This window comes from Pseudomonas sp. UBA3153 (assembly GCF_002364635.1).
Lineage (GTDB): Bacteria > Pseudomonadota > Gammaproteobacteria > Pseudomonadales > Pseudomonadaceae > Pseudomonas_O > Pseudomonas_O kuykendallii.
Genome location: NZ_DEYR01000021.1, coordinates 1 through 16341, shown reverse-complemented (window position 1 = coordinate 16341; position 16341 = coordinate 1). Strand labels below are relative to the sequence as shown.

The window sequence follows — 16341 nt, the reverse complement described above, 5'->3', positions numbered from 1 at the left end:
GTCTCCCGCACGCCTCCTTGTCGGGCCTACAGTTCCGGCGCTTTCGCGGACGGCTGCTGCGGCCTGGTTACTCGGCGAGATCGCGCCTGGCGACTTCGCTGAGAATCTTTTCAAGCACCTGCTCGATGGAAAGCACCGTGGAATCCAGCATGATCGCATCATGCGCCGGCTTCAGAGGCGCTACCGCTCGTTGGGTATCGCGTTCGTCGCGCTCACGGATCTCATCAAGAAGACTCGCAAGACTAACATCATCACCCTTGGCCTTCAACTGCATGTACCGGCGGCGGGCACGTTCCTCGACGCTGGCGGTGAGGAATATCTTCAGCGGCGCGTCCGGAAACACCACCGTTCCCATGTCCCGGCCGTCCGCCACCAGCCCCGGATTCTCCTGAAACGCACGCTGGCGCTGCAGCAGCGCATCGCGCACCGCCGGCAGCGCGGCGACCTGCGATGCGGCGGCGCCGATCTGCTCGTTGCGGATCGCCTGGGTGACTTCCTCGCCTTCGAGAATGATGTGCTGCTCCTGCCCCGGCGCGGCGACGGCGAACTGCACGTCGAGGTGCGCGGCCAGCACCTTGAGCGCTTCCTCGTTGGTCAGATCGACGCCGTGGTTGCGCGCGGCGAACGCCAGCAGGCGATAGAGCGCGCCGGAATCCAGCAGATTCCAGCCGAGATGCCGGGCCAGCAGGCCGGCGATGGTGCCCTTGCCCGAACCGCCCGGTCCATCGATGGCTATGACTGGTGCCTGGGTGTTCATGATGCGCCCTCTTCGCTTACTCGGATGCCGACTTCCGCCGCCAGGGCGAGGAAGTTGGGGAAAGATGTCGCCACATTGGCGCAGTCGTGGATGCGGATCGGCGCGCTGGCGCGCAATGCGGCCACACTGAAGGCCATCGCGATGCGATGATCGCCATGGCTGTAGACCTCGCCGCCGCCCAGGGTGCCACCCTCGATGACGATGCCATCGGCCGTCGCCTCGGCCTTCACGCCGAGGGCGAGCAAGCCATCGGCCATGACCTGGATACGGTCGGACTCCTTGACCCGAAGCTCCTCGGCGCCACGCAGTACGGTGCGTCCAAACGCCACCGCGGCGGCGATGAACAGCACCGGGAACTCGTCGATGGCCAGTGGCACCAGGTGCCGTGGAATCTCGATGCCCTGCAGGCGCGCGGCGCGCACGCGGATGTCCGCCACCGGTTCGCCGCCGACGTCACGCGGATTCTCCAGAGTGATATCCGCGCCCATCAGCCGCAGGATGTCGATCACGCCGGTGCGCGTCGGATTGACGCCGACGTGCCGCAGCAGCACTTCCGAGCCTTCGGCGATGCTGGCGGCGACCAGGAAGAACGCCGCCGAGGAAATGTCCGCCGGCACTTCGATGGCGCAGGCCTGCAGCCTGTGGCCGGGCGCGATGGTCACCGTGGCGCCATCCACCGTCAGCGGATAACCGAAGCCACGCAACATGCGCTCGGTGTGGTCGCGGGTCGGCGCCGGCTCGGTCACTGAGGTGTTTCCCGTGGCGTACAGACCGGCGAGCAGCAGGCAGGATTTGACCTGGGCACTGGCCATCGGCATCGCATAATTCAGCCCTTGCAGGCGTTGGCCGCCACGAATGCTCAGCGGCGGACGACCATCGGCGGCGGTCTCGACCTGCGCGCCCATCTGGCGTAACGGTTCGGCGATGCGCCCCATCGGACGCTTCGACAGCGACTCGTCGCCGGTCAGCACGCTGTCGAACGGCTGCGCCGCCAGCAGCCCGCTGAGCAGGCGCATCGACGTGCCGGAATTGCCCAGATACAGCGGCCCCGGCGGCGCCTTCAGGCCGTGCAGCCCGACGCCATGGATGGTCACGCGGCCGTGGTGCGGCCCCTCGATCACCACGCCCATGTCGCGGAACGCCTGCAACGTCGCCAGGGCGTCCTCGCCTTCGAGGAAACCGTCGATCTCGGTGGTGCCTTCGGCCAGCGAGCCGAGCACGATCGAACGGTGGGAAATCGACTTGTCGCCCGGCACCCGAATGCTGCCGCTGACGCGCCCGCCGGGTTGGGCGAGGAATACGAGGTCGCCGTTGGCCTGCACCGAATCGACGTAGGCACGCCGGGCGAGAATCTTGCCGAAATGCTCGCGGGCGACGCGGGCGCGAGTGAACACGCCGAGCAACTGATGGCCGTCGCCACTGTCGATCGCCTCGCGCAAGGCGTCGAGATCGCCACGGAAGGCGTCGAGCGTACGCAGCACGGCGTCGCGGTTGGCGAGGAAGATGTCGTGCCACATCACCGGATCGCTGCCGGCGATGCGGGTGAAATCGCGAAAACCACCGGCGGCGTAGCGGAAGATTTCCAGGTTCTCGCTGCGTTTGGCCAGCGAGTCCACCAAGCCGAAGGCCAGCAGATGCGGCAGGTGGCTGGTGGCGGCGAGCACCTGATCGTGGTGTTCGACGTCCATGTGTTCGACGTCCGCGCCCAGTTCGCGCCAGAGCCGGTCGACCAGCGCCAGGGCCTCGCCGTCGGTGGAGGCCAGCGGCGTGAGGATCACCTTGTGGCGGCGGAACAGCGCGCCGTCGGCCGCTTCGACGCCGCTGCGCTCGGAGCCGGCGATCGGATGGCCGGGGACGAAGCGCGCCGGCATGTCGCCGAAGGCCTCGACGGCGGCACGCACCACGTTGCCCTTGGCGCTGCCGACATCGGTGAGCACGGCGTTGCCGAGGTCGAGCCGGGCCAGTTCGCCGAGGACTTTTTCCATCGCCAGGATCGGCACGGCCAACTGGATCACATCGGCGGCGCGGCAGGCGGCGGCCAGGTCGGTCTCGCAGCGATCGACCACGCCCTGCTCCACCGCCAGGCGGCGCGATTGCGGATCGAGGTCGAATCCCACCACTTCGCCGAACAGGCCTTTCTCGCGCAGGCCCTTGGCGAACGAGCCGCCGATCAGGCCGAGCCCGACCACCACCAGGCGGCCGAGCGCGCGCCCGGCCTGTGGCAGCGGCGTCATATCAGCCACGGGCGAGAATCCGTCCCAGCGCATCCAGGCAACGGGCGTTCTCTTCGGCCAGGCCGATGGAGATGCGCAGGTGATTGGGCATGCCGTAGGCGCCGACCGGCCGCACGATCACGCCTTCGCGCAGCAGCGCCTGGTAGACCGGCGCCGCATCGCGGCCGAGATCGACGGCGATGAAGTTGGCCTTCGAAGCGATCCACTGCAGGTCCAGCGCGCGGAAGCCCTGCTCGAGCTGCTGCATGCCGGCATCGTTCAGCTCGCGGCTGCGCTGCAGGTATTCGGCGTCGTCGAGCGCGGCGCAGGCGGCGCTCAGGGCCAGGCTGTTGACGTTGAAGGGCTGGCGCACGCGGTTCAGCACGTCGGCGATCTGCGTCGACGACAACCCGTAACCGACGCGCAACGCGGCCAGGCCGTAAGCCTTGGAGAAGGTCCGCGAGACCAGCAGGTTGGGATACTGCGCCAGGTAATCGAGGCCGTCGGGCAGCTCGTCGCCCTCGGCGTACTCGATGTAGGCCTCGTCCAGCACCACCAGCACCCGCTCGGGCACCTGGGCAAGGAAATCGGCCAGCGCCGCCGGGCCGAACCAGGTACCGGTCGGGTTGTTCGGGTTGGCGATGAACACCACGCGGGTGTTCTCGTCGATCGCCGCGAGCATCGCCGGCAGATCGTGGCCCCAGTGCCTCGCCGCGACCGAGCGGCCTTCGGCGCCGACGGCCTGGGTGACGATCGGGTAGACGGCGAACGCGTGCTGGCTGAACACCGCGTTCAGGCCCGGCGCCAGGTAGGCACGCGCGACCAGTTCGAGGATGTCGTTGGAGCCGTTGCCCAGGGTCACCTGCGCGGCCGTCACCCGGCAGCGTTCGGCGAGCTTGTGCTTCAGCTCGAAGCCGTTGCCGTCGGGGTAGCGGGTCAGTTCGGCCAGTTCGGCGCGGATCGCCGCCAGCGCTTTTTCGCCGGGGCCCAACGGATTCTCGTTGCTGGCCAGCTTGACGATGCTCGCCGGCTCCAGGCCAAGCTCGCGCGCCAGCTCGTCGACCGGTTTGCCCGGCACGTAGGGGGACAGCTTCTGCACGCCGGGCTGGGCCAGACGAAGGAAATCACAACTCATGCGAACCTCTGTTCAAGCGGCGCCGCGCGCCGGTCAACTGATTGCCGAATAGCGGCCTGGCCGGTGATTGACCGCCAGCACCATGTTCAGTACCACCGCGCCGACGATCGACAGCGCGATGGCGTGCAGATCGACGACGAACAGCGCCACCAGCAGGATCAGGCAATCGATGACCATCTGCACCTTGCCGGCGCGCCAGCCGAAATGATCCTGGAGATAGAGCACCGCGATGTTCACGCCGCCCAGGCTTGCCCGGTGGCGGAACAGGATCAGCAGGCCGATGCCCATCAGGATGCCGCCCAGAATACTGGCATACAGCGAGTTGAGCGCCTGGAAACCGATCAGTCGCGGGGTCAGGTCGGCGAACAGCGAGACCAGGGTCACCGACGTCAGGGTACGCAGCGTGAACGGCCAGCCCATGCGCCGGATCGCCAGCCAGTAGAACGGCAGGTTGATCACGAAAAAGGCCACGCCGAAGCTGACCACGCCGGTGTACTGGGTGAGGAACGCCAGCCCCGCGGTGCCGCCGGTGAGCAGGCCGGCGGCACGATAGAGATTGATCGCCAGGGCGATCATCAGGGTGCCGCTGACCAGCGCCTGGGCATCCTCGAACAGGCTGTGGCGGTCGGCCGGCGTGCTTTCCAGCGTCATGCCGCCACTCCGCACGGGCGCGCCAGGTGCCGCGCGCCGTTCAGAGCACGGCCTTGGGGTAGGAACCCAGCACTTTCACCGCGACCGCTTCCTGGCTGAGGCGCTCGAGCAGGTCCTTGATCAGCGGGTCCTTGTGGTGGCCGACGAAGTCGATGAAGAACACGTAGGTCCACTTGCCGCTGCGCGACGGGCGCGTCTCGATGCGCGTCAGGTCGATGCCGTTGCTGTGGAACGGCACCAGCAGCTCGTGCAGCGCGCCGGGCTTGTTGCGCATGGAGACGATCACCGAGGTCTTGTCGTCGCCGGTCGGCGGGACTTCCTGGTTGCCGATGATGAGGAAGCGCGTGGAGTTGTCCGGGCGGTCCTCGATCTTCTCCTGCAGCTTGGTCAGGCCGTAGAGGCTGGCCGCCATGTCGCCGGCGATGGCCGCCGAGCTCCACTCGCCCTTGACCCGCTTGGCGGCGTCGGCGTTGCTGGAAACCGCCACGCGCTCGACGTTCGGGTAGTGCGCATCGAGCCACTTGCGGCACTGCGCCAGGGACTGGGCGTGCGAATAGATGCGGCTGATGTTGTCGGTCTTGGTGTTGTCGCCGACCAGCAGGTGATGGTGGATGCGCAGCTCGACTTCACCGCAGATCACCATGTCGTGCTCGAGGAAGCTGTCCAGCGTGTGGTTAACCGCGCCCTCGGTGGAGTTTTCCACCGGCACCACGCCGAAATTGACCGCACCTGCGGCAACCTCGCGGAACACCTCGTCGATGGCGGCCATCGGCGTGCTGATCACCGCGTTGCCGAAATGCTTGATCGCCGCGGCCTGGGTGAAGGTGCCCTCGGGGCCGAGGTAGGCGACCTTCAGCGGATTCTCCAGGGCCAGGCAGGACGACATGACCTCACGGAACAGCCGTGCCATCTCCTCGTTGCTGAGCGGGCCCTTGTTGCGTTCCATCACGCGCTTGAGCACCTGCGCCTCGCGCTCGGGCCGGTAGAACACCGGCACCTCGCCTTCGGCCAGCGCGGCCATCTTGACCCGGGCGACCTCTTCGGCGCAGCGCGCACGGTCGCTGATCAACTCGAGGATCTTCTCGTCGAGCTTGTCGATGCGTACCCGCAGCGCCTTCAGCTCAAGCTCGGAGTTCGCATCGGACATCAGCCACGCTCCTTCTCGAACTCCGCCATGTAGCCGACCAGCGCCTCGATGGCGTCCAGGCCGAGGGCGTTGTAGATGGACGCGCGCATGCCGCCCACCGAGCGGTGCCCCTTGAGGTTGAGCAGCCCGCGGGCATCGGCGCCGGCGAGGAAATCCTTGTCCAGGCGCTCGTCGGCGAGGCGGAACGGCACGTTCATCCACGAACGCGCCTCACCGGTGATCGGGTTGCTGTACAGGCCGCTGGCGTCGATGAAGCCGTACAGACGTTCCTTCTTCGCGCGGTTGCGCTGTTCCATGGCGGCGACCCCGCCCTGCTCCTTGAGCCACTCGAAGACCAGCCCGGAGAGGTACCAGGAGAAAGTCGCCGGGGTGTTGTACATCGAGCCATTGTCGGCCGCGATCTTGTAGTCGAGCATGGTCGGGCAGACGCTGCGCGCGTGACCGAGCAGGTCTTCGCGAACGATCACCACGACCAGGCCGCTGGGACCGATGTTCTTCTGCGCGCCGGCGTAGATCAGGCCGAACTTCGACACGTCGAGGGGGCGCGAGAGGATGTCCGAGGACATGTCCACCACCAGCGGCACGTCGCCGGTTTCGGGAATCCAGTTGAATTCCAGGCCGCCGATGGTCTCGTTGGAGGCGTAATGCACGTAGGCGGCCTTCGCATCCAGCTGCCATTCGCTCTGCGGCGGGATGGCGAAGTAGTCGTACGGCTTGGCGCTGGCGGCGATGTTGACCTTGCCGTAGCGGCGCGCCTCTTCGACGGCCTTGCGCGACCAGATGCCGGTGTCGATGTAGTCGGCCGAAGCGCCTTCGGGCAACAGGTTCAGCGGGATTTCAGCGAACTGCTGACTGGCGCCGCCCTGGAGGAACAGCACCTTGTAGTTCGCCGGCACCGACAGCAGGTCGCGAAGGTCCTGCTCGGCCTTGACCGCGATCGTCGTGTAGTCGTCGCTGCGATGGCTCATCTCCATCACCGAAAGGCCCTTGCCGTTCCAGTCGAGGAGTTCGGCCTGGGCACGTTTCAGTACCGCCTCGGGAAGCGCGGCCGGGCCGGCGCAGAAGTTGAAAGCGCGATTGCTCATCGTTGATGTCTCTCAAAAAAGCAGGGCTTGGCCCTTTCACTCGTTCGAACCCCGCGTTGCGGGCAGAAGCCCGGACGTCGCCGCCCGGCCCCTGCCTGCACGGGAACGCCGCCGACGTTACTCGTCTTCGCCGTCACCGGGGACCACGTCCGGCGACACGTCGCCGCCGCCACCGAGCAGTTCATCCTCGTCCGGCTCGGCGCTGACCACGGGCAGCTCCTTGTCGAGCACGTCCTCGGCCAGAGCCGCTTCGTTTTCCTCGAGGTCTTCCTCGACCGAAGGCTCCTGCACCCGCTCCAGACCGACCAGGGTTTCGTCCTTGGCGAGTTTGATCAGGGTCACGCCCTGGGTGTTGCGGCCCAGCGAGGACACCTCGGAGACGCGGGTACGCACCAGCGTGCCCTGGTCGGAAATCAGCATGATCTCCTCGCCTTCCTGGACCTGGATGGCGCCCACCAGAATGCCGTTGCGCTCGTTGCTGACCATGGCGATCACGCCCTGGCCGCCACGTCCGCGGCGCGGGAACTCGGCGATCGCGGTGCGTTTGCCGTAGCCACGCGCCGAGGCGGTGAGAATCTGCGCGTTGGGCTCGGGGATCAGCATGGAGATGATGTGCTGGCCTTCCGGCAGGCGCATGCCGCGCACGCCACGGGCGTTACGGCCCATGATGCGCACCTTGCTTTCCTTGAAGCGGATCACCTTGCCGCCGTCGGAGAACATCATCACGTCCTGCGCACCGTCGGTGACGGCGGCGGCGATCAGGGTGTCGCCCTCTTCCAGCTTCAGGGCGATCAGGCCGACGCTGCGCGGCTTGCTGAACTGCACCAGCGGGGTCTTCTTCACGGTGCCGTTGGCGGTGGCCATGAAGATGTAGCTGCCGGTGGGCTCGTCGGCGGTTTCGTCGTCGCCCTCTTCGTCTTCGCCGACTTCCTCGATCTCTTCCGGCTCGGCCAGTACGCCTTCGATGACATCATCGGCGTCTTCGCCTTCCGGCAGTTGCTGACGCACCGCATCAAGGTCGACCTGCAGCATCGCGGTAATGCGCTCGCCTTCGCTCAGCGGCAGCAGGTTGACCAGCGGCCGGCCACGCGCGGTGCGCGAGGCTTCGGGGATTTCGTAGGTCTTCATCCAGTAGACCTTGCCCTTGCTGGAGAACAGCAACAGCGTGGCGTGGCTATTGGCGACCAGCAGGTGTTCGACGTAGTCCTCTTCCTTGACCCCGGTCGCCGCCTTGCCGCGGCCACCACGACGCTGCGCCTGGTAGGCGTGAAGCGGCTGGGACTTGGCGTAGCCGCCGTGGGAGATGGTTACCACGCGGTCCTCTTCGGTGATCAGGTCGGCGATGGTCAGGTCGACCTGCGAGGCGACGATTTCGGTGCGACGCTTGTCGCCGAACTCGGCCTTGACACCTTCCAGCTCCTCGCGGATGACTTCCATCAGGCGCACGGGGTTGGTCAGGATACGGATCAGCTCGCCGATCAGGGTGAGGATTTCCTGGTACTCGGCCAGCAGCTTCTCGTGCTCCAGGCCGGTCAGGCGGTGCAGGCGCAGATCGAGGATCGCCTGGGCCTGGTCGGGCGACAGGTAGTACTTGCCGTCGCGCAGGCCGTACTGCGGATCGAGATCGTCCGGACGGCAGGAATCGGCACCGGCGCGCTCGACCATCGCCTCGACGGCGCTGGATTCCCAAGCGCGGGCGATCAGGCGTTCCTTGGCTTCGCCCGGCGTTGGCGATGCCTTGATCAGCTCGATCACCGGGTCGATGTTGGACAGCGCGACCGCCTGGCCTTCGAGGATGTGGCCGCGCTCGCGCGCCTTGCGCAGCTCGAACACGGTACGCCGGGTCACCACTTCGCGGCGGTGGCGGATGAACACCTCGAGCATGTCCTTGAGGTTCATCGTGCGCGGCTGGCCGTCGACCAGCGCCACCACGTTGATACCGAACACGCTCTGCAGCTGGGTCTGGGCGTAGAGGTTGTTGAGGATCACCTCCGGCACTTCGCCGCGACGCAGCTCGATGACCACGCGCATGCCGTCCTTGTCGGACTCGTCGCGCAGCTCGGTGATGCCTTCGATCTTCTTCTCTTTGACCAGCTCGGCGATCTTCTCGATCAGACGCGCCTTGTTCAGTTGGTACGGCAGTTCGCGGATGACGATCTGCTGGCGGCCACCGGCCTTGTCGATGTCCTCGATCTCGGCGCGCGCGCGGATATAGATGCGCCCGCGACCGGTGCGGTAGGCCTCGATGATGCCGGCACGGCCGTTGATGATCCCCGCGGTGGGGAAGTCCGGGCCGGGAATGTAGTGCATCAGTTCGTCGACGGTCAGCTCGGCGTTGTCCATCAGCGCCAGGCAGCCGTCGATCACTTCGCCGAGGTTGTGCGGCGGGATGTTGGTGGCCATGCCCACGGCGATACCCGACGAGCCGTTGACCAGCAGGTTGGGGATCTTGGTCGGCATCACCGCGGGGATCATCTCGGTGCCGTCGTAGTTCGGCACCCAGTCGACGGTTTCCTTCTGCAGGTCGGCCAGCAGCTCGTGGGCCAGCTTGGTCATGCGCACTTCGGTGTATCGCATGGCCGCGGCGTTGTCGCCGTCCACCGAACCGAAGTTGCCCTGACCGTCGACCAGCAGGTAGCGCAGCGAGAACGGCTGGGCCATGCGCACGATGGTGTCGTACACGGCGGTGTCGCCGTGCGGGTGATACTTACCGATCACGTCACCGACCACACGGGCGGATTTCTTGTACGGCTTGTTCCAGTCGTTACCCAGTTCGCTCATGGCGAACAGCACGCGCCGATGCACGGGCTTCAGGCCGTCGCGCGCATCCGGCAGGGCACGCCCGACGATCACACTCATCGCGTAGTCGAGATAGGACTGTTTCAGCTCGTCTTCGATATTGACCGGGAGGATTTCTTTGGCCAGTTCACCCATGAGAAGCCTGGTTCCTTTTGTCTGCGAGGTGCTGCGAATAAGCGCGGGATATTATCACAAGGCGGCGTTCGAAAGCCGCCTAGAGACGTGTCGAATGGATGAGCAGGCGCCCCTTCAGTGCAGGCGCTTTCGGCTCATCAGGGCGGCCATCTTCGTCGCGTCGGGGCGTTCGACCACGCCCTTCTCGGTGACGATGGCGTCGATCAGGTCGGCCGGGGTGACATCGAACACCGGATTCAGCGCCTCGACGCCGGCAGCGACGCGCACGCCGCCGACCTCAAGCAGCTCTGCGCCGTCGCGCTCCTCGAGGGGAATGTCGTCGCCGCTCTCCAGCGCCATGTCGATGCTCGAGCTGGGCGCCACGACCATGAAGCGCACGCCGTGGTGCATGGCACAAACGGCCAGTTGATAGGTGCCGATCTTGCTCGCCACGTCGCCGTTGGCGGTGATCCGGTCGGCGCCGACGATGACCCAGGTGATGCCCTTGGTCTTCATCAGGTGCGCGGCGGCGGAGTCGACGCCGAGGCTCAGCGGGATGCCTTCGCTGGCCAGCTCCCAAGCGGTCAGGCGCGAGCCCTGCAGCCAGGGCCGGGTTTCGTCGACGTAGACGCGCTCCACCAGCCCCTCGAGGAAGGCCGCGCGAATCACCCCGAGCGCGGTACCGAAGCCACCGGTGGCGAGCGCGCCGGTGTTGCAGTGAGTCAGCAGCGTCTGCAGGTTGCCCTGCTGCTTGCGAATCAGCTCCATGCCCAGCTGGGCCATGGTCAGGTTGGCCTCGCGGTCGCTGAGGTGGATGGCCATGGCTTCGGCTTCCAGCGCCTTCAGCGGGTCTTCGCCGTGCTTGAGCTTGTCGAGCCGTTCGCGCAGGCGGTTCAGCGCCCAGGACAGGTTGACCGCGGTCGGTCTGGCGCCCTTCAGCACGGCGAAGTCCGCCTCCAGCCCGGCGCGCCAGTCGCCGCCCTGCGCCAGGCGCGCCCGCGCGCCGAGCACCAGCCCGTAGGCCGCGGCGATGCCGATCACCGGCGCCCCCCGCACGAGCATGCCGCGAATCGCCTCAGCGACACCGGCGGCCGAGTCGAAGGTGAGCCAGGTTTCCTCCAGCGGCAGCCGGCGCTGGTCGAGCAGACGCAGCTCGCCCGCGCGCCATTCGATGGACGTGACCTTCTCTGCCGCCAGCAATTGCTCGCGCATGCTCAACCTCGTACCGGAACAAAAGCGGCGAATTATACGCACAAGCCTACGGCGGTGGCGGGCGACGCGGTGGCGGGCGACGCGGTGGCGGGCGACGCGGTGGCGGGCGAGCCGACCGACCGCTGCCTTCGCCTTTCCAGCCCCGTGCGGCTTCAATACACTGTCCGGCCCCCTGACCTGGAACGCCAGCCCATGCCCGACGCGCCCCTCGACCTGTTGCTGCTGCCGTCCTGGCTGGTTCCGGTGGAGCCGGCGGGCGTGGTCCTCAGCGACCACGGCCTGGGCATCCGCGACGGACGCATCGTGCTCATCGCGCCACGCGCCGAGACCCTGCGCCAGCCGGCGACAGAAATCCGCGAGCTGCCCGGCATGCTGCTCGCGCCGGGACTGATCAACGCCCACGGCCACGCGGCCATGAGCCTGTTCCGTGGCTTCGCCGACGACCTGCCGCTGCAGAGCTGGCTGGAGCAGCACATCTGGCCGGCCGAGGGCCGCTGGGTCGACGAGGACTTCGTCCGCGCGGGCACCGAGCTGGCGATCGCCGAACAGCTCAAGGGCGGCATCACCTGCTTCTGCGACCAGTACTTCTACCCGAAGATCGCCAGCGAGGTGATGCACAACGCGGGCGTGCGCGCGCAGATCAGCCTGCCGATCCTCGACTTCCCGATCCCCGGCGCGGCGGACCCGGCCGACGCCATTCGCCGCGGCCTAGAGCTGTTCGACGACCTACGCCACCACCCGCGTCTGAAGGTCGCTTTCGGCCCGCACGCGCCCTATACGGTGAGCGACGACAAGCTGGCGAACATCCTGATGCTCGCCGATCAGCTGGACGTCGGCATTCATATGCATGTCCACGAAACCGCCGGCGAGGTGCAGCAGGCCGTCGAGCGGACCGGCGAGCGGCCGCTGGCGCGCATCGCCCGCCTCGGCCTGCTCGGCCCGCGCTTCCAGGCCGTGCACATGACCCAGGTGAACGACGAGGATCTGGCGCTGCTGGTGGAAAGCAACAGCAGCGTGATCCACTGCCCGGAGTCCAATCTCAAGCTGGCCAGCGGTTTCTGCCCCGTCGAGAAACTCTGGCAGGCCGGTGTCAACGTCGCCCTCGGCACCGATGGCGCGGCCAGCAACAACGACCTCGACCTGCTGGGCGAAACCCGCACCGCCGCGCTGCTGGCCAAGGCCGTCGCCGGTTCGGCCACCGCCCTGGACGCGCACCGCGCGCTGCGCATGGCCACGCTCAACGGCGCGCGCGCCCTCGGGCTGGACGCCTGCTGCGGTTCGCTGGAGGTCGGCAAGTTCGCCGACCTGGTCGTCTTCGACCTGAACGGCCTGGCCCAGCAGCCGGTTTACGATCCGGTATCGCAACTGATCTACGCCTGCGGGCGCGACTGCGTGAAGCACGTCTGGGTCGGCGGCAAGCCACTGCTCGACGACGGACGCCTGACCCGCATGGACGAACAACGCATCATCGCCACTGCGCGGCAGTGGGGCTCGCGCATCCGCGGAGGCTGACGCCGACCTGCGACAAACTGGCATACATTGGGCTGACGTCGATGAGCCTATCGACGCCGTCAAGCTGGCAACATGTCCGCCCGGCCGCGCCCTCCTCTTTCTCGTTTCGATGGAACTACATCATGAGCAATGTCGATCACGCCGAAATCGCCAAATTCGAAGCCCTGGCCCACCGCTGGTGGGACCGCGAAAGCGAGTTCAAACCCCTGCACGACATCAACCCGCTGCGGGTCAACTGGATCGACGAACGCGTCGGCCTGGCCGGCAAGAAGGTCATCGACATCGGCTGCGGCGGCGGCATCCTCAGCGAAGCCATGGCCCAGCGCGGCGCCGAGGTGATCGGCATCGACATGGGCGAGGCGCCGCTGTCGGTGGCACGCCTGCACCAGCTCGAATCCGGCGTGCCGGTGGAATACCGGCAGATCACCGCCGAAGCGATGGCGGCGGAAATGCCCGGCCAGTTCGACGTGGTCACCTGCCTGGAAATGCTCGAGCACGTACCCGACCCGGCCTCGGTGATCCGCGCCTGCCACACGCTGGTCAGGCCCGGCGGCCAGGTTTTCTTCTCCACCATCAACCGCAACCCCAAGGCCTGGCTGTTCGCCATCGTCGGCGCCGAGTACCTGATGCGCCTGCTGCCGCGCGGCACACATGACTTCGCCAAGTTCATCCGTCCTTCCGAGCTGGGCACCTGGAGCCGCGACGCCGGGCTGCAGGTCCGCGACATCATCGGCCTGACCTACAACCCGCTGAGCAAGCGCTACAGGCTGGCGCCGGACGTGGACGTCAACTACATGGTCCAGACCCTGAGGGAGGCGTGAGCGGCATGCGCATTCGAGCAGTGCTCTTCGACATGGACGGCACCCTGCTGGACACCGCGCCCGACTTCATCGCGGTGATCCAGGCGATGCGTGCCGCGCGCGCGCTGCCGCCGATCGAGGACAAGACGGTGCGCGACGTGGTGTCCGGCGGTGCGCGGGCGATGGTGATCAGCGCCTTCGAGGTCGACCCGCTGTCCGACGCGTTCGAGACCCTGCGCCTTGAATTTCTCGAGCGCTACCAGAGCCACTGCGCGACCTTCAGCCACCTCTACGACGGCATGGCCGAGGTGCTCGCCGATATCGAAAGGGCCGGGCTGATCTGGGGCGTGGTGACCAACAAGCCGCTGCGCTACGCCGAACCGATCATGCAGCGGCTCGGCCTGGCCGAGCGCTCGGCGCTGCTGATCTGCCCGGACCACGTCACCCACAGCAAGCCGGACCCGGAAATGCTCGCCCTGGCCTGCCAGCGCCTGGAGCTGGAGCCGGCCAGCGTGCTGTTCGTCGGCGACGACCTGCGCGACATCGAATCCGGCCGCGCCGCCGGCACGCGCACGGTGGGCGTCAGCTACGGCTACATCCATCCGCAGGACAACCCGCGCAGCTGGGGCGCCGATGCCGTCATCGACCACCCGCTGGAACTGCGTGCCCTGCTCGACCGCGCCCTCTGCGGCTGCTGACAGGCGCCGTTCCATCCACCGACCCGCTAGCCACCCGCGCGGCCAAGGCGTGCCGCGCCCGAAGGAGCCCTCCATGTTCGACTACACCGCCCGCCCCGATCTGCTGCAGGGCCGCATCATCCTGGTCACCGGCGCCGGCCGCGGCATCGGTGCGGCCGCCGCCAAGGCCTATGCCGCGCATGGCGCGACGCTGTTGCTGCTGGGCAGCAACGAAGACAACCTGAACCTGATCTACGACGAGATCGAAGCGGCCGGCCACCCGCGGGCCGCGGTGATCCCGCTGAACCTGGAAACCGCCCAGCCGCACCAGTTCGGCGAACTGGCGGCGATGATCGAAAGCGAATTCGGCCGCCTCGACGGACTGCTGCACAACGCGTCCATCGTCGGCCCGCGCACGCCGCTCGAGCAGCTCTCGGGCGAGAACTTCATGCGCGTCATGCAGATCAACGTCAACGCCATGTTCATGCTCACCAGCGCCCTGCTGCCGTTGCTCAAGCTGTCGGAGGACGCCTCGGTGGTGTTCACCTCCAGCAGCGTCGGCCGCAAGGGCCGCGCCTACTGGGGCGCCTACGCGGTTTCCAAGTTCGCCACCGAGGGGCTGATGCAGGTCCTCGCCGACGAAGTCGACGGCACCTGCGCCGTGCGCTCCAACAGCATCAATCCCGGCGCCACCCGCACCGCGATGCGTGCCCATGCCTACCCGGGCGAGAATCCGGCGAACAACCCGGAGCCGGAGTCGATCATGCCGGTCTATCTGTACCTGATGGGCCCGGACAGCAAGGGCGTCAACGGCCAGCAGTTCGACGCCCAGTGAGCACGCGGGCGGTGGCCGGGCCACCGCCAGTTTTACGTCGAAAGCGGCAACGTACCTTCCAAATAGCGGCCATTGCGCGCCGGATAACCGGCGAAATCTTGCCACAGCCTCCGCAAGAGACGCTCAAGTCACTGTTAAATAACGATAAAAATATCCTGGCACACATTTCGCTCTTGTCCCCTCACGAAACGCATACCAGCGTTGAAGGAAGAGCGCTCATGGTCCCTCCCAGCAAGAAGAACACGATCGATTTCGACGCCGCCCGCCTGCAGCGCATGGGCTACTCGGAATCTCGCCCCGTTGCCCTGCTACCGGTAACGCTGAGCGAGCTGCACCGCCAACTGACCCTGCAGCTGCAGACCAGTCTGGAGGTGGAGCGCATTCTCGAGGTGTTCTTCCGCGAGGTTCAGCGCCTGGTACCGCTGGACGCCATGACCTTCTCCCATCCGCGCAGCGAGCTTTCCCTGCAGTTCGGCGAACGCGGCACCCACAGCGCCAGCTACAAACTCAACCAGGCCGGCGAATACATGGGAGAACTGGTGTTCCGCCGCAACCAGCGTTTCGACGACTTCGAGCTTGGCCAGGTGGAATCGCTGCTGTCCTGCCTGGTGTTCCCGCTGCGCAATGCGCTGCTCTACCGTTGCGCCCTGCAGAACGCCCTGCACGACCCGCTGACCGGCACCGGCAACCGCTTCGCCATGAACCAGTCGCTGGCTCGCGAAGTGGACATGGCCCACCGTCATTCGCAGCCGCTGTGCGTGCTGATGCTCGACCTCGACCACTTCAAGCTGATCAACGATGGCTACGGCCACGGCGTCGGCGACGACGTGCTGCGCGCGGTTTCCGTCGCGCTGAAGAACCAACTGCGCAACATCGACATGATCTTCCGTTTCGGTGGCGAGGAATTCATGGTGCTGCTCTCCAACACGTCCCTCGAGGCCGCCAGCCTGGTAGGCGAGCGCCTGCGCAGCACCATCGAGACACTGCAATACCTGAGTCAGGGCCAGGCCATCAGGATGTCGGTCAGCCTGGGCTGCGCCCTGCTGCGACCCCTCGAATCCGCGGAAAGCCTCACCCGCCGCGCCGACGATGCGCTTTATGCCGCCAAACGCGAAGGCCGCAACCGGATGATGCTGGCGGGCTGAGCAGCGCCAGCACAGAAACGAAAAACCCCGCGAGAGCGGGGTTTTTCGTTACGCCATCCGTTTACGGACGCTTGCGACCGAAGCCTGGACGCTGGCCGTCGGCCACCGGGCCACGGCGCTTGGCCGGAGCGCCCGCCGACACCTTGCGGGGCGCACCACGTTCGCCGCCGGCGTCTTCGGCAGGGCGGCGCTTCTTGTTCACATCCTGCGGCCGCTCGGCGACGGTGCTGCCGGCGCCGCGCGGCGTGCTGCGTTCCGA

The 16341-nt window shown here is 66.9% G+C and carries 13 protein-coding genes and 1 pseudogene; 5 read left to right on the top strand and 9 right to left on the bottom strand.

Annotated features, from left to right (window positions below; all coding sequences use genetic code 11):
• Positions 1-67 precede the first annotated feature (67 nt).
• From cmk to mtnA, 8 genes are all read right to left on the bottom strand, one after another.
• Positions 68-757 (bottom strand): (d)CMP kinase, encoded by a 690-nt coding sequence (gene cmk / locus B2X67_RS04730; RefSeq protein WP_282341123.1) that lies wholly within the window; start codon positions 755-757, stop codon positions 68-70.
• Entirely contained in the window at positions 754-2991 is a 2238-nt protein-coding gene (locus B2X67_RS04725; RefSeq protein ID WP_286784785.1) for a bifunctional prephenate dehydrogenase/3-phosphoshikimate 1-carboxyvinyltransferase, read from the bottom strand. The genes cmk and B2X67_RS04725 overlap by 4 nt, the downstream gene beginning before the upstream one ends.
• Before the next feature lies 1 nt (position 2992).
• Positions 2993-4105 carry a histidinol-phosphate transaminase gene (gene hisC / locus B2X67_RS04720; RefSeq protein ID WP_286784759.1) on the bottom strand — a complete coding sequence of 371 codons (1113 nt, stop codon included), beginning with the start codon at positions 4103-4105 and terminating at the stop codon, positions 2993-2995.
• Between the two features lie 33 nt (positions 4106-4138).
• Positions 4139-4756 carry a YitT family protein gene (locus B2X67_RS04715; protein WP_286784758.1) on the bottom strand — a complete coding sequence of 206 codons (618 nt, stop codon included), beginning with the start codon at positions 4754-4756 and terminating at the stop codon, positions 4139-4141.
• 40 nt (positions 4757-4796) lie between these two features.
• The gene (gene pheA / locus B2X67_RS04710) at positions 4797-5903 is read right to left on the bottom strand and encodes a prephenate dehydratase (RefSeq protein ID WP_090231731.1); all 1107 of its coding nucleotides are present in this window, start codon (positions 5901-5903) and stop codon (positions 4797-4799) included.
• Positions 5903-6988 (bottom strand): 3-phosphoserine/phosphohydroxythreonine transaminase, encoded by a 1086-nt coding sequence (gene serC / locus B2X67_RS04705; RefSeq protein ID WP_282341116.1) that lies wholly within the window; start codon positions 6986-6988, stop codon positions 5903-5905. The genes pheA and serC overlap by 1 nt, the downstream gene beginning before the upstream one ends.
• 117 nt (positions 6989-7105) lie before the next feature.
• Positions 7106-9922: a DNA gyrase subunit A gene (gene gyrA / locus B2X67_RS04700; protein WP_286784757.1), complete on the bottom strand. Its 2817-nt coding sequence runs from the start codon at positions 9920-9922 to the stop codon at positions 7106-7108.
• 114 nt (positions 9923-10036) lie between these two features.
• On the bottom strand, positions 10037-11113 hold the full coding sequence (gene mtnA, locus B2X67_RS04695; protein ID WP_282341113.1) for an S-methyl-5-thioribose-1-phosphate isomerase: 1077 nt from the start codon (positions 11111-11113) through the stop codon (positions 10037-10039).
• Positions 11114-11305: 192 nt separating this feature from the next.
• Here mtnA and B2X67_RS04690 point away from each other — a divergent pair, with 192 nt between their 5' ends.
• The 5 genes from B2X67_RS04690 to B2X67_RS04670 all read left to right on the top strand — a co-directional run bounded on the left by B2X67_RS04690 (position 11306) and on the right by B2X67_RS04670 (position 16082).
• Positions 11306-12625, top strand: coding sequence for a TRZ/ATZ family hydrolase (locus tag B2X67_RS04690; RefSeq protein WP_286784756.1), 1320 nt, complete (start codon positions 11306-11308; stop codon positions 12623-12625).
• Positions 12626-12747: 122 nt separating this feature from the next.
• On the top strand, positions 12748-13446 hold the full coding sequence (ubiG, locus tag B2X67_RS04685; protein WP_286784755.1) for a bifunctional 2-polyprenyl-6-hydroxyphenol methylase/3-demethylubiquinol 3-O-methyltransferase UbiG: 699 nt from the start codon (positions 12748-12750) through the stop codon (positions 13444-13446).
• A 5-nt stretch (positions 13447-13451) separates the two neighbouring features.
• Positions 13452-14123, top strand: coding sequence for an N-acetylmuramic acid 6-phosphate phosphatase MupP (gene mupP / locus B2X67_RS04680; protein WP_282341109.1), 672 nt, complete (start codon positions 13452-13454; stop codon positions 14121-14123).
• Positions 14124-14196: 73 nt separating this feature from the next.
• On the top strand, positions 14197-14937 hold the full coding sequence (locus tag B2X67_RS04675; RefSeq protein ID WP_286784754.1) for a YciK family oxidoreductase: 741 nt from the start codon (positions 14197-14199) through the stop codon (positions 14935-14937).
• Positions 14938-15155: 218 nt separating this feature from the next.
• Entirely contained in the window at positions 15156-16082 is a 927-nt protein-coding gene (locus B2X67_RS04670; RefSeq protein ID WP_286784753.1) for a GGDEF domain-containing protein, read from the top strand.
• A 61-nt stretch (positions 16083-16143) separates the two neighbouring features.
• On the opposite strand, the pseudogene B2X67_RS04665 reads toward B2X67_RS04670, so the two are convergent.
• Positions 16144-16341: pseudogene (locus B2X67_RS04665) on the bottom strand (23S rRNA pseudouridylate synthase B); the annotation flags it as partial.

What these genes read in the sequence shown, in the direction of transcription:
- cmk (WP_282341123.1), bottom strand. Translation starts at nt 757, where the DNA reads ATGAACACCCAGGCACCAGTCATAGCCATCGATGGACCGGGCGGTTCG.
- B2X67_RS04725 (WP_286784785.1), bottom strand. Translation starts at nt 2,991, where the DNA reads ATGACGCCGCTGCCACAGGCCGGGCGCGCGCTCGGCCGCCTGGTGGTG.
- hisC (WP_286784759.1), bottom strand. Translation starts at nt 4,105, where the DNA reads ATGAGTTGTGATTTCCTTCGTCTGGCCCAGCCCGGCGTGCAGAAGCTG.
- B2X67_RS04715 (WP_286784758.1), bottom strand. Translation starts at nt 4,756, where the DNA reads ATGACGCTGGAAAGCACGCCGGCCGACCGCCACAGCCTGTTCGAGGAT.
- pheA (WP_090231731.1), bottom strand. Translation starts at nt 5,903, where the DNA reads ATGTCCGATGCGAACTCCGAGCTTGAGCTGAAGGCGCTGCGGGTACGC.
- serC (WP_282341116.1), bottom strand. Translation starts at nt 6,988, where the DNA reads ATGAGCAATCGCGCTTTCAACTTCTGCGCCGGCCCGGCCGCGCTTCCC.
- gyrA (WP_286784757.1), bottom strand. Translation starts at nt 9,922, where the DNA reads ATGGGTGAACTGGCCAAAGAAATCCTCCCGGTCAATATCGAAGACGAG.
- mtnA (WP_282341113.1), bottom strand. Translation starts at nt 11,113, where the DNA reads ATGCGCGAGCAATTGCTGGCGGCAGAGAAGGTCACGTCCATCGAATGG.
- B2X67_RS04690 (WP_286784756.1), top strand. Translation starts at nt 11,306, where the DNA reads ATGCCCGACGCGCCCCTCGACCTGTTGCTGCTGCCGTCCTGGCTGGTT.
- ubiG (WP_286784755.1), top strand. Translation starts at nt 12,748, where the DNA reads ATGAGCAATGTCGATCACGCCGAAATCGCCAAATTCGAAGCCCTGGCC.
- mupP (WP_282341109.1), top strand. Translation starts at nt 13,452, where the DNA reads ATGCGCATTCGAGCAGTGCTCTTCGACATGGACGGCACCCTGCTGGAC.
- B2X67_RS04675 (WP_286784754.1), top strand. Translation starts at nt 14,197, where the DNA reads ATGTTCGACTACACCGCCCGCCCCGATCTGCTGCAGGGCCGCATCATC.
- B2X67_RS04670 (WP_286784753.1), top strand. Translation starts at nt 15,156, where the DNA reads ATGGTCCCTCCCAGCAAGAAGAACACGATCGATTTCGACGCCGCCCGC.